The organism is Sorangium sp. So ce128 (genome assembly GCF_051525245.1).
GTDB classification, from domain to species: domain Bacteria; phylum Myxococcota_A; class Polyangia; order Polyangiales; family Polyangiaceae; genus Sorangium; species Sorangium cellulosum_B.
In genome coordinates this window covers 5,438,274-5,457,920 of record NZ_CP150313.1, presented here as the reverse complement: position 1 = coordinate 5,457,920, position 19,647 = coordinate 5,438,274, and the positions used below count along the sequence as shown (strand labels likewise).

At 70.4% G+C, this 19,647-nt stretch carries 17 protein-coding genes; 8 read left to right on the top strand and 9 right to left on the bottom strand.

The genetic code is table 11. The features are described from left to right. Nucleotides 1-154: 154 nt before the first annotated feature. Both WME82_RS20770 and WME82_RS20765 read right to left on the bottom strand, forming a co-directional pair. Nucleotides 155-778, bottom strand: a complete 624-nt coding sequence (locus WME82_RS20770) for an OmpA family protein (protein WP_437554177.1) — start codon at nucleotides 776-778, stop codon at nucleotides 155-157. A 466-nt stretch (nucleotides 779-1,244) separates the two neighbouring features. Further along, nucleotides 1,245-2,318 carry a hypothetical protein gene (locus WME82_RS20765; protein ID WP_438044231.1) on the bottom strand — a complete coding sequence of 358 codons (1,074 nt, stop codon included), beginning with the start codon at nucleotides 2,316-2,318 and terminating at the stop codon, nucleotides 1,245-1,247. Nucleotides 2,319-2,562: 244 nt separating this feature from the next. On the opposite strand from WME82_RS20765, the gene dnaE reads away from it, so the two are divergent. Continuing rightward, nucleotides 2,563-6,201, top strand: a complete 3,639-nt coding sequence (dnaE, locus tag WME82_RS20760; RefSeq protein WP_438044230.1) for a DNA polymerase III subunit alpha — start codon at nucleotides 2,563-2,565, stop codon at nucleotides 6,199-6,201. Here dnaE and WME82_RS20755 read toward each other — a convergent pair. From WME82_RS20755 to WME82_RS20735, 5 genes are all read right to left on the bottom strand, one after another. Then, nucleotides 6,194-7,189 (bottom strand): AAA family ATPase, encoded by a 996-nt coding sequence (locus tag WME82_RS20755; RefSeq protein WP_438044229.1) that lies wholly within the window; start codon nucleotides 7,187-7,189, stop codon nucleotides 6,194-6,196. The genes dnaE and WME82_RS20755 overlap by 8 nt on opposite strands. A 68-nt stretch (nucleotides 7,190-7,257) precedes the next feature. After that, nucleotides 7,258-7,869 (bottom strand): D-glycero-alpha-D-manno-heptose-1,7-bisphosphate 7-phosphatase, encoded by a 612-nt coding sequence (locus WME82_RS20750; RefSeq protein WP_438044228.1) that lies wholly within the window; start codon nucleotides 7,867-7,869, stop codon nucleotides 7,258-7,260. Between the two features lie 7 nt (nucleotides 7,870-7,876). Further along, a complete protein-coding gene (locus WME82_RS20745; RefSeq protein ID WP_437747226.1) occupies nucleotides 7,877-8,497 on the bottom strand; it encodes a D-sedoheptulose-7-phosphate isomerase in 621 nt (206 codons plus the stop codon). Nucleotides 8,498-8,560: 63 nt separating this feature from the next. After that, nucleotides 8,561-9,556: a GHMP family kinase ATP-binding protein gene (locus tag WME82_RS20740; RefSeq protein ID WP_437916882.1), complete on the bottom strand. Its 996-nt coding sequence runs from the start codon at nucleotides 9,554-9,556 to the stop codon at nucleotides 8,561-8,563. Then, the gene (locus WME82_RS20735; protein ID WP_438044227.1) at nucleotides 9,553-10,299 is read right to left on the bottom strand and encodes a nucleotidyltransferase family protein; all 747 of its coding nucleotides are present in this window, start codon (nucleotides 10,297-10,299) and stop codon (nucleotides 9,553-9,555) included. Before WME82_RS20735 ends, WME82_RS20740 begins: the two co-directional genes overlap by 4 nt. 123 nt (nucleotides 10,300-10,422) lie before the next feature. On the opposite strand from WME82_RS20735, the gene WME82_RS20730 reads away from it, so the two are divergent. The 6 genes from WME82_RS20730 (at nucleotide 10,423) to WME82_RS20705 (ending at nucleotide 15,317) form a co-directional block, all read left to right on the top strand. Further along, complete coding sequence (locus tag WME82_RS20730; RefSeq protein ID WP_437747223.1) at nucleotides 10,423-10,695, top strand: hypothetical protein; 273 nt, start codon at nucleotides 10,423-10,425, stop codon at nucleotides 10,693-10,695. A gap of 344 nt (nucleotides 10,696-11,039) precedes the next feature. Beyond that, the gene (locus WME82_RS20725; RefSeq protein ID WP_438044226.1) at nucleotides 11,040-11,627 is read left to right on the top strand and encodes a hypothetical protein; all 588 of its coding nucleotides are present in this window, start codon (nucleotides 11,040-11,042) and stop codon (nucleotides 11,625-11,627) included. Nucleotides 11,628-11,878: 251 nt separating this feature from the next. Further along, nucleotides 11,879-12,508, top strand: a complete 630-nt coding sequence (locus WME82_RS20720) for an ATP-binding protein (protein WP_437910250.1) — start codon at nucleotides 11,879-11,881, stop codon at nucleotides 12,506-12,508. Beyond that, entirely contained in the window at nucleotides 12,505-13,071 is a 567-nt protein-coding gene (locus WME82_RS20715) for a SpoIIE family protein phosphatase (protein WP_272099468.1), read from the top strand. Before WME82_RS20720 ends, WME82_RS20715 begins: the two co-directional genes overlap by 4 nt. A 7-nt stretch (nucleotides 13,072-13,078) precedes the next feature. Continuing rightward, a complete protein-coding gene (locus WME82_RS20710; RefSeq protein ID WP_438044225.1) occupies nucleotides 13,079-13,642 on the top strand; it encodes an STAS domain-containing protein in 564 nt (187 codons plus the stop codon). A gap of 169 nt (nucleotides 13,643-13,811) precedes the next feature. Beyond that, on the top strand, nucleotides 13,812-15,317 hold the full coding sequence (locus tag WME82_RS20705; protein WP_437873115.1) for an HAD-IG family 5'-nucleotidase: 1,506 nt from the start codon (nucleotides 13,812-13,814) through the stop codon (nucleotides 15,315-15,317). 27 nt (nucleotides 15,318-15,344) lie between these two features. On the opposite strand, the gene dusB is transcribed toward WME82_RS20705, so the two are convergent. Next, nucleotides 15,345-16,331, bottom strand: coding sequence for a tRNA dihydrouridine synthase DusB (gene dusB / locus WME82_RS20700; protein WP_438044224.1), 987 nt, complete (start codon nucleotides 16,329-16,331; stop codon nucleotides 15,345-15,347). A 490-nt stretch (nucleotides 16,332-16,821) separates the two neighbouring features. Between dusB and WME82_RS20695 the strand changes: the two genes are divergently transcribed. After that, nucleotides 16,822-18,420 (top strand): serine/threonine-protein kinase, encoded by a 1,599-nt coding sequence (locus WME82_RS20695; protein ID WP_437747218.1) that lies wholly within the window; start codon nucleotides 16,822-16,824, stop codon nucleotides 18,418-18,420. Nucleotides 18,421-18,796: 376 nt separating this feature from the next. On the opposite strand, the gene WME82_RS20690 is transcribed toward WME82_RS20695, so the two are convergent. Next, a complete protein-coding gene (locus tag WME82_RS20690) occupies nucleotides 18,797-19,303 on the bottom strand; it encodes a hypothetical protein (protein ID WP_438044223.1) in 507 nt (168 codons plus the stop codon). Between the last annotated feature and the right edge of the window lie 344 nt (nucleotides 19,304-19,647).

The window sequence follows — 19,647 nt, the reverse complement described above, 5'->3', positions numbered from 1 at the left end:
CGTCGGCCGCCGGCGCGTGGAGAACGCAGCGGCGCCGGTGGCCGGCGCGCGCCGGCCGCTGGGCTCCGCCGTCAGCAGAAAGGGAGTGCCCCGACGTGCTCGGGCCCGCGGTGAGCGCGGCGCGCGGCACGAAGCGCGCCCGGGCGCAGCGGTGTCATTTGCAGGCGTCGCCGGCGACCTTGCCGCCGCCGTCCACGGGCTGCTTGTCGACCGCCTTGCCCTTGATGGCCGCGATGAAGAACCCGGTGCGGCGGTTCTGGGCCTTGCCCTCGGGCGTGTTGTTGTCGGCGACCGGCTTGGTCTCGCCGAACCCGACGGCGATGAAGCGCTTGCAGTCGTTCCCCTTCGCGACGAGCCAGCGAGCGACCGCCATCGCGCGCTTCTCGGACAGCGTCTGGTTCGCGGCGTCCTCGCCATCCGAGTCGGTATGGCCCTCGACGCGGAGCAGGCTGACATCCTCCCGCTGCTTCAGGAAGTCGTCGACGAGGTTGAGGACCTCGTCGCTCTCGGGCAGGAGCTTGTCGCTGTTCGTCTCGAAGACCACCGGGCCGGGGAGAGAGACCTCGTTGCCCTTGAGCTTGAACGTCAGCTTGAAGCGCGGGCGGGGCTTCTTCTCCTCCTTCGGCTCGGGCTTCGGCTCCGGCGGGGGCGGGGGCGGGGGCTCGGCCACCGGCTCCTTGCCGGCGTTGAACGAGGCGCTGGCCGTGCAACCCGCCGTCGCGGCGGCAGCGCCAATCATCATCACGGCGCACAGAACGGAAGCGACGTATCTACGCATGGACCTTGTTCTCCTCTGAGGGGCACGAGCCAGAGCTCGCATCGGCGACCCGCCGGGCTGACGCCCTTGGACGGCAGCTCGCCATGAATCTTCACCGCCATCGGGTACTTGCGTGGTGGACGCTCGAAGCGATGCCGACTTCTAGCGAAAAGTCAGGACGAACGAAACCAGGAAGAGGGCGCCTCGCGGCCCGCCCACCAGCGGGCGGACCGAGAGAGCGCGCTGGCAAGACCTCCCTTGCCTCAGCGCGTACCCTGGACGGGTGGGGTCGCTCCTTGAGACGCTCGCGGGGGGCGCGACGGCTCAAGCGCGAGCACGATCTTCGCGGGTGGTCGGGGCCAGCGGAGCAGGTTGCACGTCGCAGGCTGTGGGGATTCCGGCGGGCGCGGGCACCCGGGAGGTGCCCGCGGAGCCCAGGAGGCGTGCGCGACGCAGCGGCCGCCTGTGGATGGGAGTCGCGCGGCGATCAGCCTTCGTCAGCGGGCGCCGGCTGGCACGGCACGCCGGTCGTCTCGGCAGGCGGCGCGATCTCGCCCAGCTGGACCGCCTTCGCGGTGAACCCGATGCCGATGGAGATGGCGTCGCACTCCTTGCTCGGGTCCTGGCTGCCATCCTTCATGATGTCCGAGGCGCGGCGGACCTGGTCGAGGATCGTCTCCAGCGCGGGGCTTTCGCAGAAATTCGGCTGTACGGCGCCGATGACGCCGCGGAGCTCCTCGACGAGGACAGCCGTCTCGAGCACGCCCGCGATGGTCCCTTTGACCACCGATTTGTGATCGGGCGCGAGATCCATCGCGATCCTCACGTGGCGGATCGTGAGACCGATGATGGTGTCCGAGACCGTCAGGTTCAGCTGGAACGTGACCTGTGAATCCGGGCCCGAAACCCATGTGTCGTCGACGACGTAGCTGGCCGGGAACACCACCTTGGAGCTCTCGACGTCCTGAGCGTCGTCGAGGAGCTCCGGTACGACAGGCCACCGGTCGGCGCCATCCCAGGTGGGCGCCTCGCCCAGCGTGGCGCCGCCGTAGAGCTTCGCGGTGAGGGGGTTGTAGGACGACCGCTCGCCGAGCCCGTCGACCTTGAAGATCACCGTGAAATCGCCATTGCCGATGGCGTCGCTGACCCGGGTCGACGGGTCGGTCAGGAGGTTGGAGATGAGGCCGACGAGCTTGCTGCCAAAGGCGTTGTCGATCCCATCGGCGCCGTCCGGATAGACCTCCGAAGGGGCGGTGTCGTCCACCGGCTTGCACAGGTCCTGTGATACGGTGCTGGACACCTTGCCGTCGAGGTTGAATCCGTACTGCTTCCAGCTGCCGGCCGCCTTCTTCCCGTCGCGATCCGTATCGCCGAGGAAGAGCCGGTCGATCGCGAACGCGACGCTCTCGCCATCCCCTGCCTGCTCCGGCCCCGGCGCGGGCGGCTGGCCGAGGTCGACGTCTTGAACGACAGGCGCCGTGGCCTCGGAGCCACAACCGGCAGCGGACACGAGCGCGGTCGCCAAATACACCGCGACGGCGATACGGGATTGACGCATCATCGACCTCACTTTCTGGAAACCCCACCCCGGATCAGGCAAGTGCTCTCAGACGGGCGCACATGCTAGCGCCGGCCTGCGCGGCTCATCAAGGGCGATCCCCGCTGCGCAATGCGCTATATGTGAGCCCGCCGGCGAGCGTTGGTGGATTGTCCCAGCGCCTCCCGATCTCGCGCTCCGCACCCTCTCCCAGATTACCGGTCTTTCCCGACTACCACCACGATGAGAAGCCCCCTGGAAGCCTGCTGTGACCGCTGAGTTCATCCACCTCCACGTGCATTCGCAGTACTCGCTCCTCGACGGCTCGCTGCGCGTCAAGGATCTGGCCGCGCGCGCCAAATCGCTGGGAATGCGCGCCGTCGCCCTGACCGACCACGGGAACATGTTCGGGGCGATTCAGCACTACAAGGCCTGCAAGGACCAGGGCATCGGCGCGATCATCGGCTGCGAGGTCAACGTCGCCCGCAGCTGGGGCGCGGCCGCGGGGCAGGTGTCGCGCTCGGGCGTGGACGAGACGCCCGTCGATCACCTCGTGCTGCTCGCCGCGTCCGAGGAGGGCTACAAGAACCTCGTCCGCATCGTCTCCCAAGGGCACGTCGATCCCGTGAGCGGGCTCGCGCCGAGCGTGCGGCTCGACACGGTGGCGCAGCACAGCGCGGGGCTCATCGGCTTGACCGGCTGCATGGGCGGCGTGGTCGCCCAGCGGATCCTCGAGCAGGGCGAGGGGGAGGGGCGCGAGGCGCTCAGCCGGCTCAGGGACTGCTTCCAGCCGGGGAGCCTCTACGTCGAGCTGCAGGACCACGGGCTGGTCGAGCAGGCGGTGCTCAACGGCATCCTGGCGCGGGCGGCGGGCGACCTGGGGCTTCCGCTCGTCGCGACCAACGACGCGCACTTCGGCGCGCGCGAGGACGGCGAGGGGCAGCTCTACCTGTCGTGCATCGCGGCCAACCGCACGTTCGCTGAGGCGAGCGCCGCGCACCACGGCAGCTTCGAGATGTTCCTCAAGCCCGCCGACGAGATGATGCACCTGTTCCGCGACCACCCGCAGGCGGTGCGGGCGACGCTCGAGATCGCCGAGCGGTGCTCGACGCTGAAGCTCAAGCTCGGCAAGCCGATGCTCCCGACGTTCCCGCTGCCGAGCGGGTTCTCGGACTCGGCGTCGTACTTCCGGCACGTGGCGCACGACGGCCTCACGAAGCGGCTCGCCCAGATCGCGCAGACGGGCAGGAGAGTGGACGAGGCGACCTACCGCGCGCGGCTCGACGTCGAGCTCAACGTCATCGTCCAGATGGACTTCCCGGGCTACTTCCTCATCGTCTGGGACTTCATCAAGTACGCCAAGGACCACGGCATCCCGGTCGGGCCGGGCCGCGGATCGGGCGCGGGCTCGCTCGTCGCCTATGCCATGGAGATCACCGATCTCGATCCGCTCCCGTACAACCTGCTGTTCGAGCGCTTCCTGAACCCGGAGCGCGTGAGCATGCCCGACTTCGACGTCGACTTCTGCATGGACCGGCGCGACGAGGTCATCTCCTACGTCACCAAGAAGTACAGCAAGGAGGCCGACAAACCCTCCGTCGGGCAGATCGCGACGTTCCACGAGCTCAAGGCGCGGAGCGTGATCAAGGACGTCGCGCGGGCGATGGCGTTCCCCGCGAACGAGGCGCAGAAGATCGCGAGCCTCATCCCGCAGAAGAGCCCGGGGATCATGTACACGATCCCCGAGGCGCTCGAGATCGAGCCGAAGCTCAAGGCCCTCAAGGAGAGCGACCCCACGGTCGCGGAGCTCCTGAAGCAGGCGCAGAAGCTCGAGGGCCTGACGCGGCACGCGGGCATGCACGCCGCCGGCGTCGTGATCAGCGAGGGGCCGCTCTGGGATCACGTCCCCTGCTTCAAGAACGGCGAGCAGCTCGTCACGCAGTACTACAAGGACGACGCCGAGCTGGCCGGGCTCGTGAAGTTCGACTTCCTCGGGCTGAAGACGCTCACCGTCATCGACATCGCGGTGCGGCTCGTGAACGCGCGGCCCGACCTAGCGGGCAACGAGGGCAAGCGCTTCGACGTGAACACGGTGCCGCTCGACGACACCGCCACGTACGCGCTCCTCCAGTCGGGCGAGACCACCGGGGTGTTCCAGCTCGAGTCGAGCGGCATGCAGCAGCTCTTCAAGGACCTCAAGCCGGACGCCTTCGAGGACATCGTCGCCGCCGTGGCGCTCTACCGGCCCGGGCCGCTCGGCACCGGCATGGTGAAGGACTTCGTCGACTGCAAGCACGGCCGCAAGCCGATCGAGAAGATGCACCCGCTCGTCGACGAGCTCCTCCAGCCGACGTACGGCGTCATCGTCTACCAGGAGCAGGTCATGCAGATCGCGCAGAAGCTCGCGGGCTACACGCTCGGCGGCGCCGATCTGCTCCGGCGCGCCATGGGCAAGAAGAAGCCCGAGGAGATGGCGAAGCAGAAGGCGACGTTCGTCGACGGCTCGCTCAACAACGGGGTGAAGGCCGAGGACGCCGAGCGCATCTTCGGGCTCCTCGAGTACTTCGCGGGCTATGGCTTCAACAAGAGCCACTCGGCGGCGTACGCGCTGCTGACCTACCAGACGGCCTACCTCAAGGCGCACTACCCGGTCGAGTTCCTCTGCGCCCTGATGACGGCCGACCGCGACAAGATCGAGAAGGTCGTGCGGATCATCGCGGAGGGGCGCGCGTGGGGGGTCGAGATCCTCCCGCCCGAGATCAACGAGTCCAAGACCGACTTCACCGTCGTCTACAGCGCAAAGCCGGCGACGAACGGCAAGCGCGTGGCCGGCACCCGGCGCGGAGGCTCGCGGGTAAGGGACCCGTACGATCCGAAGATCCGCTTCGGAATGGGCGCGATCCGCGGCATCGGCGAGTCGGCGCTCGAGGCGATCCTCGAGGCGCGGGACGCGGGCGGCGCGTTCGCGGATCTGTTCGACTTCGCCGAGCGGGTCGATCCGCGGCGGGTCAACAAGGGCGTGTTCGAGGCGCTCGTGCAGTGCGGCGCGTTCGACGCGAGCCTCCACGCGCGGGGCATCTCGCGGGCGCGGGCGTTCGCCGGCATCGACAGGGCGCTCGATCGCTCGCGCTCCGCGAGCAAGGAGCGGAACAGCGCGCAGATCGGCCTGTTCGCGGCGGTGGCGTCCAAGAGCGAGGTGAGGCTGGACGATTACCCGATGGTCGAGGACTGGGATCTGCGCGAGACGCTCTCGCGGGAGAAGCAGTCGCTCGGGTTCTACGTCTCGGGTCACCCGCTCGATCGGTACGGCGTGGATCTCAACCGCTTCGACGTGACCGCGGTGAGCGCGCTGGCCGGCATGGATGCCTGGGCCAGGGTGCGCGTCGGCGGGATGGTCGAGGGCTACCGAGAGCGCATCTTCAAGGGGGGCGGCGGCAAGATCGCGTTCTTCGTGCTCGAGGACACGACGGGCCGGGTCGAGGTCAAGGTGCGCGAGAAGCAGATCGAGAGCTATGCGGATCTCTTGAACCGGGGGGAGCCGGTCCTGATCTCGGGGAAGATCAGCTTCCCGATGGTGGAGGAGGGGGCCGAGGAGGCCGAGGCCGCGCCGCGCGAGCCGACCCTGCTGCTCGACGAGGTGCAGCCGCTCGCCGACGCCATCCTCGCGCAGACCCGGAGCGTGGCGATCACGCTGAAGTCGCGCAGCGCCAGGCGCGAGCACATCGATCGGCTCGGGGCGCTCCTGCGGGCGAGCCCCGGGGTGTGCCCGGTGCAGCTCGTGATCCAGCTCGACGACGGTGCAGAGGCGGTGCTGTCTCTGGGGCGTGATCTGCGCGTCGAGCCGAACGACGCCATGCTCGGGCGGCTCGAGAAGCTGTTCGGCGAGAAGGTGGCCGAGCTCAGGTAGCCGGCTCGTCCGCGTGCTCGGCGGCACGCACGAGGGCGCCGAGCTTCGCCTCCGCGTCGCCGCGGTCGCTCTGGTGCTTGAGCAGGACGCCGAGCGTGTCGCGCGCGAGCTCCGGTGTCACCGCGCGCTTGCCGAGCAGGAGCAGCGCGCGGGCCCAGTCGATCGTCTCGCTGATCGCGGGCGATTTCCGCAGATCCATGGCCCGCAGGGCGCTGACGAACGCCACGATCTGCGCCGCGAGGCGGGGCTCGATCCCCGGGAGGGCGACCTTCAGGATGGCGACCTCGCGCGACGGAGGCGGGTAGTCCAGGAACGCGTGCAAGCACCGGCGGCGCAGCGCCTCGGTCATCTCGCGCGTCGCGTTCGTCGTCAGCAGGACGAGCGGCGGGTGCGCGGCGCGGATGGTACCGAGCTCGGGGATCGTGACCTGCATGTCGGAGAGCACCTCGAGCAGGAACGCCTCGAACTCAGGGTCCGCGCGATCGACCTCGTCGATGAGCAAGACGACCGGCGCGGCGCTCCGCAGCGCCGCGAGGAGCGGGCGCGCGATCAGGAAGTGCTCGCTGAAGAACGACGCCTCGCTCCCCGCGATCGCGCGCGCGGCTGCGGCGAGGCTCGCCGCGCCCGCGATCTCCTTCGCGACGGCGTCGCGGAGCAGCTGCGTGTAGAGCATCTGCTTCGCGTAGTCCCACTCGTACAGCGCCTTCGCCTCGTCGAGGCCCTCGTAGCACTGGAGCCGGATGAGCCCTCGGCCGAGCCCCTCGGCGGCGGCGCGGGCGAGATCGGTCTTGCCGACGCCGGCCGGCCCCTCGATCAGCAGCGGCCGCCCCATCCGGAGGGCGAGCCAGAGCGCGAGCGAGGTCGCCGGATCGGAGATGTAGCGGGCCGCCGAGAGGCGGGCGTCGAGCTCGGCCGCGGTGGCCGGGGTGTCGTCGCGGGCGCCCCGATCGTCGAGCGCACCGCCGTCGTGATCCGGAGGAGGCGTCACGGCGGGACGGTAGCACGCCGCGCGCGGGCCATCGGGCGGCGCGGCACGGCCTGGCGCGCCAGAGTCCGCTAGCCGCGCGGCTCGGCGAGGATCTCGGCGGCGAGGAGATCGAGGCGCGGCGCCGCGCGATCGGGGCAGGGGAGATCCACCTCGCCGCGGAGCGGGCACAGCTCGCAGCGGCGTCCATCCATGACGAGGCCCGCCCGCATGCCCGCCGCGCGCGCGGCCGCCACGTCGCTCGGCGCGTCGCCGATCATCCAGCTCGCCGCGACGTCGAGATCGAGGTCGCGCGCGAGCGCCGTGAGCATGCCCGGCTGCGGCTTCCTGCAGTCGCACGGGCCGATGAGCGCCGGATCGCCGCCCGGCCCGCCCTCGGGGTGGTGCGGGCACACCGCGAGCGCCGCGATCGCGACGCCGGCCTCGCGGAGCCGATCGACGAGCGCGCGGTTCGTGCGCTCGATCGCCCCCCACGGGACCTGGCCCTTCGCCGCGCCCGGCTGGTTGGTCGCGATCGCCAGCAGGAACCCGGCGTCCGCGAGGCGCCGCAGGCCCTCGATCGCGCCGGGGAGGAGGCGGATCTGATCCGGATGAAACGCGGTCACGACGACGCCGAGCTCGTGATCGCGCACCACGTCGATGAGCGTGCCGTCGCGGTCGAGCAGGATCCCGCGCCTCGCCACGGAAGGCTCAGCTCTCGGCCACGAGCTGGAGGAGCCGCTCGCAGATGAGGTGGTGGTAGACCTCGTGGAAGCCCTCCACGTGCGGCGTCGACGTGTAGCCCGCCCGCGTCCTCGGCACGATCACGCTGGCGTCGGCCATCTGGCGCAGGGCGCCGCCGTCGTAGCCGACGAGCGCGACCACCTTGGCCCCCGTCTTCTTCGCGAAATCCGCGGCAGCGACGAGGTTCTGCGACCACGGGCCGGCGCGATCGGCGCCCGAGCCGCCGTGCACGCTCAGGCACACGAGCACGTCGCCCGCGATCATGCGGCCGTCGAGCTGCTCGAGGAAGATCCGGTTGAAGCCGACGTCGTTGGTGAGGGCGCTGAGGAGCGCTGCGTTGTCGCAGAGCGAGGTGCACTTGAAGCGCCGCTTGCCATCGACCCACGTGAACTTGGCGATGTCGCAGGCGAGGTGGCTCGCGTTGGCCGCCGAGCCGCCGTTGCCGCACGTGTAGATGGTGCGATCGCTCCGGTACGCATCGAAGAGGATCTCGATGACGCGAGCCATGTCGTCGGGGCTCGTCGCGAGGGCGATCTCGGACGTCTCGCGGAGGTACTTTTCGACGAAGTCGTGCGTGCTCTGAGGCATGGCCGATCTATAGCCAGAGTCCCGTTGAAATGCCCAGCAGGAGGGGTGCGCCGGCGCGCCCGCTCACGATCGGTGCAGGTTCGCGACGATGCGTGCGCCGTCGAGATCGAAGCGGAAGCGCAGGACGCGCAGGCCCTTCGCGGCGAGCGCCTCCAGCACCCGGCGCCGCTCCGCCGGCCGGACGTAGAACATGAAGAAGCCTCCGCCGCCGGCCCCCATCAGCTTGCCGCCGAGCGCCCCCGCGCCTCGAGCGATCTCGTAGATCTCGTCGAGGACCTCGTCGGTCATCTTGGACGCGAGCTTACGCTTCTGGGTCCAATGGGCGTGGAGGAGCTCGCCATAATCGTCGAGCCTGCCCGTGACGAGGATGCGGTGCACGTCGCGGCCGATCTCCTTGATGCGGTGCATCCGCTCGACCACCGCGGGCTCCAGGTCTTGCAGCCGCCGGCCCTGCTCCGAGAGCACGATCCTGGCCGCTCTTTCGACGCCGCTCCACACGATGAGCAGGTTGCTCTCGAGCTCGTCCAGCACCTCGTCGCGGACCGGGACGGGCTCGACGTGCACCGAGCCGTCCGGAGAGAACGTGAACGCCGTGACGTTGCCGTAAGCGGCGATGTACTGGTCCTGCTTGCCGATCGGCTCTCCGAGGCGCTCGATCTCGATGGAGCAGGCCTCGCGAGCGAGCTGCTCGGACGATACGAAGTCGCGCTTGTACGTGTGCAGGGCGTTGAGGAGGGCGACCGTGAACGAGCTCGACGAGCCGAGGCCCGAGTTCGCGGGGAGATCCGCGACGCTCGTGAGCTCGATCGAGTGCTCGATTCCCATCATCCGGAGCGCTTCCCGGAAGATCGGGTGCTCGATCGCGTCCACCGAGGGGACGATCTCGGTCTTGGAGTACGCGAGGCGGATGTCCCGGTGGAAGCGCTTGTTGGCCGTCACGTAGATGTACTTGTCGATGGCGGCCGACACGAGGTAGCCGCCGAAGCGGCCGGAGTACGCGGGCAGATCGGTCCCGCCGCCGCCGAGGGAGAAGCGCACCGGGGCGCGAGAGACGATCATCCCCGCTCCTCCGCCGCGGCGGCGGTCGTGAGGGCGGCCTCGAGATCGCGGAGGCCCTGCTCCGAGCCGATCTCGTGGAAGCGCGCCGCGACCGCGAAGGCCCGGAGGAGGCCGCGCGCCGCGAGGTCGCGCTGCACCACCTCGAAGCCGAGCGGCGCGTCGGCTGGCAGCGCCTCGACGACCTCGCGGCGGAGCGCGGTGGCGCCGTAATCGATGTGGTCGAGCGCAGGGTCGGGCGGCGCGCCCGCGCGCCGCTTCTCGTAACGCACCACCAGGTCGCCCGAGACCGCGGCGTTCGACGCATCGAACCGACCCTCGTTCCGGTACACGGCCATCGTTCCGAGCGCGCCGGGGTGTGTGCAGAGGTCCCGGAGCGGGGCCAGGTAGTCGAACGGGAGGTAGGAGTCGCCGTAGGTCATGAGAAACACACGAGCCAGCTGGGGCAGCGCGCGGCGCAGCGCGCCGGCCGTGCCCAGGAGATCGGGGCCGTCGTCGGCATAATGGAGCGGCAGGCCCGCGAACCGGTCGCCCATCGCCCGTCGAACGGCGTCGCCGAGGTGGCCCACGCAGAGGACCACCTCACCAAAGCCCGCTGCGGCGAGCCGCTCGAGGAGCCACGCCCCGAACGGCCGTCCGGCCACGGGCAGCAGGAATTTCGGGGTGCGCTCCGTCCGGGGGCGCATCCGGGTGCCGAGTCCGCCGGCGAGGATCACGGCTTGAGGAGGTGAGGCGTCGGAGCGCACGGGGAGGACCTACCATAGACGACGGTCGCCTTCGGGACGTCTCCAGCGCTCCCCGCAGGCGACTCGGAGAAAAACGCCGCTACAAACTGTACGGCCGTTCAGGGGGCGGTTACGGTGCGCTCCATGACCAACAAGGACCTCGCTCCGCATCTTCTCCGGACGCTGGTTGCCCTCCAGAGCGAGGGCAAGACGGTGACCCTCGACACATTGACCACGGCCCTTCAGGTGCGTCGGACCGACGTTCGCCGGGCGATCACCGCCCTGCACCGCGAGGGGTATCTCGACGTCCTCCGCATGCGGCTGACGCTCCGCGGGCTCGCCCTCGGCGCGGCCTTTGCGGCGTCGCAGCTCCGCCCGTTGCGCCGCGCGTCGCTCCGCGCCGTCAAGGCTGCTTGAGCACACCCACAGGGCCGCCACCCTGGCGCGGCCGTGAGCGGCGAGTCGATCTCTGCCCGAGCGCGAGGCCCATGCGTGCGGACGGAGGGTCCCGACATGATCTCTCGATGCGTTTCAGATCTTGCCAGCATTTCATTTGATAAAACGGCAAATTCACACCGAACGCGCGCGGCCCCAGCCAGGGATCCGGCGCCCGGTCGCGAGCCCCGACCGGCGCAGGAACACCTGGTTTCTCCGGCCTGTGCGGGCCACTGTGCGTGGAAGACGTTGACATTCCGAGGGATTCATGAGACGGCGGCTGCGTGATATCCGATGTCGAGATCGAGAATGAGATTCGCGCTTCCGTGGCCAAGTTCTTGGAGGGCATGAGAGCGCTGGTCCGTAAGGACGTTCTCCGGACCGCCGCGCGGTACCTGCAAGTCGACATCAGCGCCGCTGGGATATCGACCGGGCCGGCCGCGACTCCCGCCAAGCCGATCCGGAAGGGCGAGCGCGCTCCGGCGCCGAGCCGCCCGGCCGCGCCTCCCCGCAGCGCCCCGTCGCCCAAGACGCCGACGCGCGCTGCGCCGCGCAAGAAGGCGGCCGCGCCGCGGACGAGCGGAGGTGGCGCGCGTCCGGCCGTCGCTGCGCCGAAGTCGCGCGCCGCGCGCACCCCGGCGCCCGCCGTAGCGGCCCCCGTGAAAATCGCCGAACAGGCCGCTCCGGCGAGCCCGGTGAACCCCGCGAGCCTGTCGTCCGGGAGCTCCGGGGACGAGATCGCCGAGGCGCTGCTCGCCCATGTGGAGATCGAGCCTGGGCAAGGGATCGACGACCTTGCGTTGGCGATGGGGACCCCTGCGGCGGAGCTCCAGGAGCCGCTCAAGAAGCTCCTTGCGGAGAACAAGATCACCGAGGAGCTGCGTCAAGGCCAGGCGTCGTACTACCCGGCCTGAGCGACCTCGGTGGGCCGGTCAGCCAGGCACGGGCGTTGCTTGGAGCCGGCCGTGGGCCGTCCGGTCGGCGCGGGCACGGGCCGGGCGACGCCCTGCGCGATGCGGACGATTGACCGAGCGAGCCCTGCTGGCGCTGTCCGGTCGGAGCTCGGCGGTTTCCGCCTCACAGCTGGCGAACGCGGCGATGCCGTCGCCGCGTACTCGACGCGGACCCGGGGCCCCGGTACCCTGCCGGTCCAGGCGCTTTCCGGATGACTCCCGCGCACGAACAGATTCTCAACGTCCTGCTCGGCTATCTCTCGGCGATGAACGCAGAGGGAGTCTTGCTCCGGGCCATGCGGGAGGCGGAGATCCAGCCCGAGGCGTTCTCGCTCGACGACCTCCCCGACATCCTTCCGAGCATCGAGCGCCGAGCCCGCCTCTATGTGGATCCGACGCGGCTCGGTCGGCTCAGGTCGGAAATTTCGGCGATTGGCGGCGAACGACCTTCGCGACGCTCGAAGGTCATGGTCATCAACGTGGAGGCCGACATCAGCGAGGCGCGCCTGAGCGCGAAGGCCGTTTGCGATGCGGCCGGCGCAAAGAGCTTCACGTCGCACAAGGTCGCGACCATCGTCAGCGAGCTCGCGCGAAATATCGTCCATTATACCCCTGGCGGGACGATCGAGCTCGCGGTGCAGCGCGACAGCCCGGTCCGCTTCCTCATCGTCGCCGTGGATGAGGGCGCAGGCATCCAGAACCTGCAGGAGATCCTCGCCGGGCGCTACAAGAGCAAGACCGGTATGGGGCGCGGCATCATCGGGGTCAAGCGGCTGGCCGATCGCTTTCATATCGACTCGGGGCCGAAGGGCACGCGGGTGGAGATCGAGGTCCACCTGTGAAGCTCTCCGTGGAGTACGCGATCCTCCCCAAGGACGGAGAGCTCGTGAGCGGCGACGCCGCGTTCGTGCGGGCCGGGGAAGACGGCGTCCTCTTCGCGGTCATCGACGCCCTCGGCCACGGCGAGCACGCGGCGGCCGCGGCGAACGTCGCGCTCAAGGCGCTCGCCGACGCGCCGAGCGGCGAGGACGTCCGCGCCCTCATCGATCGCCTCCACGTGCGGCTCCGCGGCACCCGCGGCGCCGCCGGCATGATCTGTCGCTTCCGGGAGGGGCGGCTCCAGGGCTGCGGCATCGGCAACGTCGAGCTGATGTCGCACGGCACGCGCGTGCAGTGGCTCCAGAGCCCGGGCATCCTCGGCGCATCGCTCAGCAAGGTCCGGATCTTCGATGCGCAGCTCGCGCGGGGCGACCGGCTCGTCGTGTTCACCGACGGGGTCTCCCCTCGCTTCGATCTATCGCTGTTTCGTGGAATGAAGGCCGCGGATGCTTGCCGCGCCCTCATGAGCCGACACCGGCGCTCGCACGATGACTCAACGGTCTTGATCGCCGACATCGAACCTTAGGATGACCATGGAGCTCAAGCGCCTTCCCATCATCAACCTGTGGGACCGGATCCTGGTGCCCATCCAGGGGGACGTGACCGATGACCTCGCGGAGCAGCTGAACACCGAGGTGCTGCGGGCCATCCACGAGAGCGGCGCGAAGGGGCTGGTCATCGATCTCACGGCCGTCTGGATCATGGATAGCCACCTGTGCGCGGTGCTCTCGAACCTGGCGTCCGCCGCGCGGCTCATGGGCACACCGACGATCCTGTCCGGGCTGAGCCCCGAGATAGCGATGACGCTTCAGGCCATGGGGGTCGAGCTCGAGGCCGTGAAGACGGCGCTGACGCTCGAGCAGGCGCTCACGATGCTCGGGCTCGAGGTGCGCCGGGCCGAGGCGCGCGACGAGGACGACGACGAGGACGACGACGACCTGTTCGACGACGAGGACGAGGACGACGAGGAAGACGACGGGTGGGAAGCGGACGACCGCGGCGACCCCCGCCGAGCGCCGACGAACGGGCGGTCCGCTCGGCCCCCGACGAGCATCGATCGGCGGCAGAGCGCGAAGAGCCGGCTCAGGCGTCGCTGAGGCCGCGCGTGCGTGTCGACGACGACTGAGGCCGCGCGTGCGCGTCCACGACGGTGACGACATCGACACGCCGAACGCGCCCTCCTGACGGCGGGGTGACGGTGATTGTCCGGGTGGGCAACGCCGTGGGTCCCTGGTATGCCTCACGACCGCTCTCCGGGCGATCACCATGGACAAGCTGGATTGCCTCGCCGCCCCGCCGCCCAAGCAGCGGGGGATCTTCTGCAACCGGACGCTGAATCTCCGTTCGATCAAGGCGATCGGATACGACATGGATTACACGCTGATCCACTACCGGGTGGAGGCGTGGGAGCGTCGGGCCTATGAGCACCTCCGGCATCTTCTGGAGAGCGAGGGTTGGCCGGTCGGGGACCTGACGTTCGAGCCGGACCTCGTGATCCGAGGGCTCATCCTGGACACCGAGCTCGGCAATCTGCTCAAGGTGAATCGGTTCGGCTACGTGAAGCGGGCCTTCCACGGCACGAAGCCGATCGACTTCGAGACCCAGCGCGCGACCTACGCGCGGACGATCGTCGACCTCGCCGACGGGCGCTACGTCTTCCTGAACACGCTCTTCTCTCTGTCGGAGGGGTGCATGTACGCGAAGCTGGTCGATCTGCTCGATCAGCGCCGGCTGCCCGAGGTGCTCGGCTACAGCGATCTCTATCGCCGCGTGAAGGATCGCCTCGACGCGACGCACATGGAGGGGCAGCTGAAGGCCGAGATCATCGGGGATCCGGACAGGTTCGTGCTGCTCGATCCGGAGATCCCGCTCACGCTGCTCGACCAGCGGGAGGCGGGCAAGAAGCTCGTCCTGATCACGAACTCGGAGTGGGTCTACACGCGCGCGATGATGAGCTACGCGTTCGACCGCTTCCTGCCGGGCGGTATGACGTGGCGCGACCTGTTCGACGTGGTCATCGTCTCCGCGCGGAAGCCGGAGTTCTTCTCGAGCCGCAGCCCGCTCTTCGAGGTGGTCACGGAGGACGGCCTCCTGCGCCCGGCTGGCCGGTTGCGCGTGGGCGGGCACTACCTGGGCGGCAACGCGGGGCTCGTCGAGCACCACCTGGGGCTGTCCGGCGACGAGATCCTCTACATCGGCGATCACATCTATGGGGATGTGCATGTGTCGAAGAGCGCCTTGCGGTGGCGGACGGCGCTCATCATCCGGGAGCTCGAGGACGAGATCCTCGCGATCGAGGAGGCGCGCGGGGCCGAGGCGCGCCTCGATCTATGGATGCGGGAGAAGGAGGACGCGGAGCGCGTCTATGCCAGGCTGCGCCTGGAGCTCCAGCGGATGCGCGCCGGCTACGGGCCGGTCGCCGGGGCGACGGAGGGCGAGATCCAGGCGAAGATGAACGAGCTCAAGGCGAGCCTCGCGGCGCTCGACGCGCGGATCGCGCCGCTCGCGAAGGCGTCGGCCGAGACGTTGAACCCGAGGTGGGGGCTGCTCCTCCGCACGGGCAACGACAAGAGCCACCTGGCCCGGCAGATCGAGCGCTCGGCGGACATCTACACGTCCCGCGTCTCCAATTTCCTCCTGGCGACGCCTCACGTGCTGCTCCGCTCGCACCGCGGGAGCCTGCCGCACGATCCCATGGGCGCGCCGCCGGGCGCCGAGCGGCAGAACGGCGAGCCCGCCCCGGTCGACGACGCGACGCCCGTGGGCATGTAGGCGGCGCGGCCGCCGGCCTGCCGCGCCTCAGGCCGCGAGCCGCTGCGCGGCGCTGTCGAGGATGTCGAGGCACCCCGACAGGCTGTCGCAGAAGAGCAGCTCGCGCCGGAGGGCCGACGCGCCGGGGAGGCCGCGGAGATAGCCGGTCAGGTGGCGCCGGGTCACGCGCACGCCGTGCGGCTCGCCGCGCGCCTCGGTGTTCGCGATGAGGTGCGCGCGGCACAGGCCGAGCCGCTCCTCGGCCGTCGGCGGCGGGAGGTGCACGCCATCGTCGAGGAGGGCCCGGGCCTCGCGGAAGATCCAGGGGTGGTCGATGGCGGCGCGGCCGACCATCACGCCGGCGCAGCCCGTCTCGCGGAGGGCGCGGTCCGCGTCGTCGGCGGTCTTGATGTCGCCGTTCACCACGACAGGGATGGACACGACCTCGCGCGCCCGGGCGGCCCAGCTCCAGTCGGCCGCGCCGCTGTGCCCCATCTGGGCCGTGCGGCAGTGGATCGTGAGCGCGGCGACGCCGGTGTCCTCGAGGCGGCGCGCGAGGTCGACGATCGGCATATGGGACTCCGGTCCCCAGCCGATGCGCGTCTTCACGGTGACCGGGAGCGCGACCGAGCGCGTCACGAGGCGGGCCATCGCCACCATCGCCTCCGGATCGCGGAGCCAGCCCGCGCCCGCGCCTCGTCCGGCGATCTTCGGCACCCAGCAGCCGCAGTTGATATCCAGGAACGCCGGTCCGGCCTGCTCGGCGACGCGCGCGGCCTCGGCGAGGCGCTCCGGGTTGGCGCCGTAGATCTGGATCGCCGTCGGCTGATCGCCGTCGGCCAGGGCGAGCTTGCGCCGCGCGGTCTTGCACCCGCGCAGCAGCCCCTCGACGTTGACGAACTCCGTCACGCACAGCTCGGCGCCGAGCTCCCGGCCGATGCGGCGGAACACGGCGTCCGTCACGTCCTCCATGGGCGCGAGGACGACGGGGCGGCTTGCGAACAGCCGGCGAAAGCTTTCGGGCGAGAGCGGCACAGTGGCGAGCTTTCAAGCATGGATCCGGCCGGTTGACCAGGGCGACCGCCGCGCCCCGAGGCGTAAGGGCCCGCTGAGCTCGAGCCCGCGGCGCCGAGGCGCGAGCGGCGCCTGACGCCTGACCCGCGCCGCGGGCCGGCGGCCAAGGCGACGAGAGCCCAGCCCCCAGGCGCCCCGGTCACCTCGCCGCGCCTCGGCGTCCCGCCGCGCCGCTCCCCCGAGGCGCTGACAGGATTCATGACCTCACGGGCATGTGTGTGCACGGCGGACGAACACGGCATGTGGGGCGGCGAACGGTCATGTTGGTACGACATCCGGGGTGGGAGACGGCGGGCAGCGCAGCCCGGCATCGTGGCCGAGGAAACCTGCCGCACGAGAAGCCAACAACGCTCGCTTGACGTTCGGCGTGGCTCTGGCGACCCTCGAGATTGCCATGAAGCGTGCGCTGCTCCGAGAGGCTCTCCGCGCTGAGCGATCGGCCGCGGCGCGCATGCTCAGAGAGCGCGAGACTCGCCCGCTCGGCACGCGGCGCAGCGCGCCGGGCGCCCACGATGCGGAGAGCGTCCGTCGCGCGGTCCGCCGCGCGTTCCGGGTCGCGCTCTGGATATGGCCGGCGTTCACGCTTGTCGACGTGTTCATGGCGACCGTGCTGTACCCCGCGGCGCCGGTGTGGCGCTGCATCGTCCTGCGCGTCCTCGAGCAGGCGCTCTCCCTCGCCGTGTACCGGCTCTCGGGGCGCCCGACGCTCTCGGGGCGCGTCGTGCTCCTCGGGTACGAGGCCGCGTTCCTCACCGCCGCGATCTTCATCTCGCTGATGGCGCTCGATTTCGGCGGCCTGACGAGCGCGTACATGCACGGGCTTTCCATCGTTGTGCTGCTCCGCACGGCGCTCGTGCCCGCGCCGTTCAGCAAGGCGCTCCTCGCCTCCGCGCCGATGTTCCTGGCCTTCCCGGCGACGATGGGCATCGCCGCGATCTTCTCCCCGTCCATCCAGGCGGCGTGGCTCGATCCGACGACGCTGCTCACGGCCGCGAGCCATTACATCTTCGTCCCTGCCTCGGGGGTGATCGGGGCGCTGTCGAGCCACGTCGTGTGGGCCGCGCAGCAGCAGGTGTATCAGGCGCGCAAGCTGGGCAGGTACCGGCTCGAGGCGCCGATCGGCAAAGGGGGGATGAGCGAGGTCTGGCTCGCGTGGGACGAGACGCTCCACCGCGACGTCGCCCTCAAGCTCCTGAGGACGCGGGACGCGCCGGACCCGGCGGTGCCGAAGCGCTTCGAGCAGGAGGCGCACGCGGCGAGCAAGCTCAGCGATCCACACACCATCCGGATCTTCGACTTCGGAGCGAGCGATGACGGCATCTACTACATCGCCATGGAGCACCTGCGCGGGGCCGATCTCGCCGCGATCGTGCGCAGCTACGGCCCCATGCCCGTGGCGCGCGCCCTGCGCTTCGCCCTGCAGGCCTGCCGCTCGCTCATCGAGGCGCACGAGGCCGGGATCATCCACCGGGACATCAAGCCGCAGAACCTCTTCGTCACCCGCGTTGGCGACGATCACGACTTCCTCAAGCTGCTCGACTTCGGGGTCGCGCGGATGGTCGAGGGCGGCCGGGACGCCGAGCTCACGAACAGCGGAATGCTCTGCGGGACGCCCGCCTATATGGCGCCGGAGGTGTGTCGTGGTGATCGGGCGGATGCGCGCAGCGACATCTACTCGCTCGGCGGCACGCTCTACTTCCTGCTTACCGGGGAGCTGCCGTTCGAGGGCTCGTCGTCGGGGCAGCTCTTCGTCGCGCACATGACGAAGGCGCCCCTCGCGCCGTCGGTGCGGCGCGGCCCCACCGTCCCTCGCGCGGTCGACCGCCTCGTCCTGCGGTGCCTCGCCAAGGACCCGCGCCACCGTTTCCAGAGCGCGCGGGCGCTGTTCGATGCGCTCCTCCCGCTGCTCGACGAGTCTGCCTGGACCGCGGCCGACGCGGAGCGCTTCTGGGTGACCGAGCGCGCGGAGAAGCTCGGCCGCCCGGAAGCGCCGCTCGAGCGCCCCACCGCGGCGCGCGGGGGCTCGACGCGGACCGCCTCCGCTCGATAGAGCCAGCGCACCGTCGCGCCGCGCGCGTGACTTTTATCTCACCTGCATGGGGGTCACTTGGTGGTGCTACACGAGGACCCGCTTCCCCGTAAGCTGCGTCCCGAGCCTCGCCGAGGCCGACGCTCGATCCCGGGTACCCCGGACCGCTCGCAAACCCGTGCGGGCGATCCGGGTGCACCGCGGTGGCGGTCGAGGCCCCCTCCGCGGCCGCGTGAGGGAGCCTCGACCCGTCAGAGGGCCCGTCGCTTCATCGTCCGCTCATGACCCCTTGCCGGCGCCTTGCCGTGGCGAGGACCGAGCCGCGGCGGCGCCGCATCGGGGGCGCGGAGCGGGCGTCAGCAGGGCCTTCTCAAGCGAACCGTGTCAGCGCGGCGTCCTACCAGCCGCAGCCGCCGCCCCAGCCGCCCCAGCCGCAGCCGCCGCCCCAGCCCCAGGGCCGGAAGCCCCAGCCGCCGCCCCAGCCCCAGGGCCGGAAGCCCCAGCCCCAGGGCCGGAAGCCCCAGCCGCCGCCCCAGCCCCAGGGCCGGAAGCCCCAGCCGCCGCCCCACCAGCGGGCCGCATCGGGCTTCTCGCCGACGCCCTCCTCGCCAGTCGGGTTCGTCGAGCCGGGGTCCGCGGCGCCGACATCGGGCGCGCCGGGGGCCGGCGCGCTGGCGCTTGCTGCGCCGGGATCCGTCGCTCTCTCGTCCATCGCCGGATTCGCGCTCGACTCCTGATCAGCGGAATCCATCTCTTCGGCCTGGAACGCCTGCTTCGCCTCGTCGGTCTCGCTCATCACGTCGTCGGTGGGCGCGTCCGACGTCGTCGCCTCGGCCATGCAACCGGCCGCGGAGAGGGCCGTCGAGAGGGCGATGAGCGATGCGAACTTCGTCAATTGGCTCATGTTCCCGTTCTCCTGTGCACATCAATCCATGTCGAATGGAGTCATCGCCCGTCATGGCGACGAGCTTTGACACGCGGGGACCTGAGATCCCCCGCCGCACGATCATGTGTGGTGTTCGGGAGGTGATGTCGATTACCGCATAAAGGACACCTGAGACACCATGGACGCTTTCTGCGAGGCCGTGCGCGCCGCGAGGGAGGCGTCACGCGCTCCTTCCGGGGAGAGCGAGCCGCGGCTGCCTGGGAGGGCGCGAGCCGCGGCTGCGCGGCGCTCGCCGGCCTCCCACGTGCTCCGGCGGCTGCGCGCGCTCCTCGCAGATCCCGGGCGCCGGACGCCGCGTCATC

Bases quoted from the DNA above. Each gene is read 5' to 3' on its own strand.
- WME82_RS20765 (WP_438044231.1), bottom strand. From the start codon at position 2,318: ATGATGCGTCAATCCCGTATCGCCGTCGCGGTGTATTTGGCGACCGCG.
- WME82_RS20695 (WP_437747218.1), top strand. From the start codon at position 16,822: ATGCTCAGAGAGCGCGAGACTCGCCCGCTCGGCACGCGGCGCAGCGCG.
- WME82_RS20745 (WP_437747226.1), bottom strand. From the start codon at position 8,497: ATGCCTCAGAGCACGCACGACTTCGTCGAAAAGTACCTCCGCGAGACG.
- WME82_RS20720 (WP_437910250.1), top strand. From the start codon at position 11,879: ATGACTCCCGCGCACGAACAGATTCTCAACGTCCTGCTCGGCTATCTC.
- WME82_RS20705 (WP_437873115.1), top strand. From the start codon at position 13,812: ATGGACAAGCTGGATTGCCTCGCCGCCCCGCCGCCCAAGCAGCGGGGG.
- WME82_RS20730 (WP_437747223.1), top strand. From the start codon at position 10,423: ATGACCAACAAGGACCTCGCTCCGCATCTTCTCCGGACGCTGGTTGCC.
- WME82_RS20690 (WP_438044223.1), bottom strand. From the start codon at position 19,303: ATGAGCCAATTGACGAAGTTCGCATCGCTCATCGCCCTCTCGACGGCC.
- WME82_RS20710 (WP_438044225.1), top strand. From the start codon at position 13,079: ATGGAGCTCAAGCGCCTTCCCATCATCAACCTGTGGGACCGGATCCTG.
- WME82_RS20740 (WP_437916882.1), bottom strand. From the start codon at position 9,556: ATGATCGTCTCTCGCGCCCCGGTGCGCTTCTCCCTCGGCGGCGGCGGG.
- WME82_RS20770 (WP_437554177.1), bottom strand. From the start codon at position 778: ATGCGTAGATACGTCGCTTCCGTTCTGTGCGCCGTGATGATGATTGGC.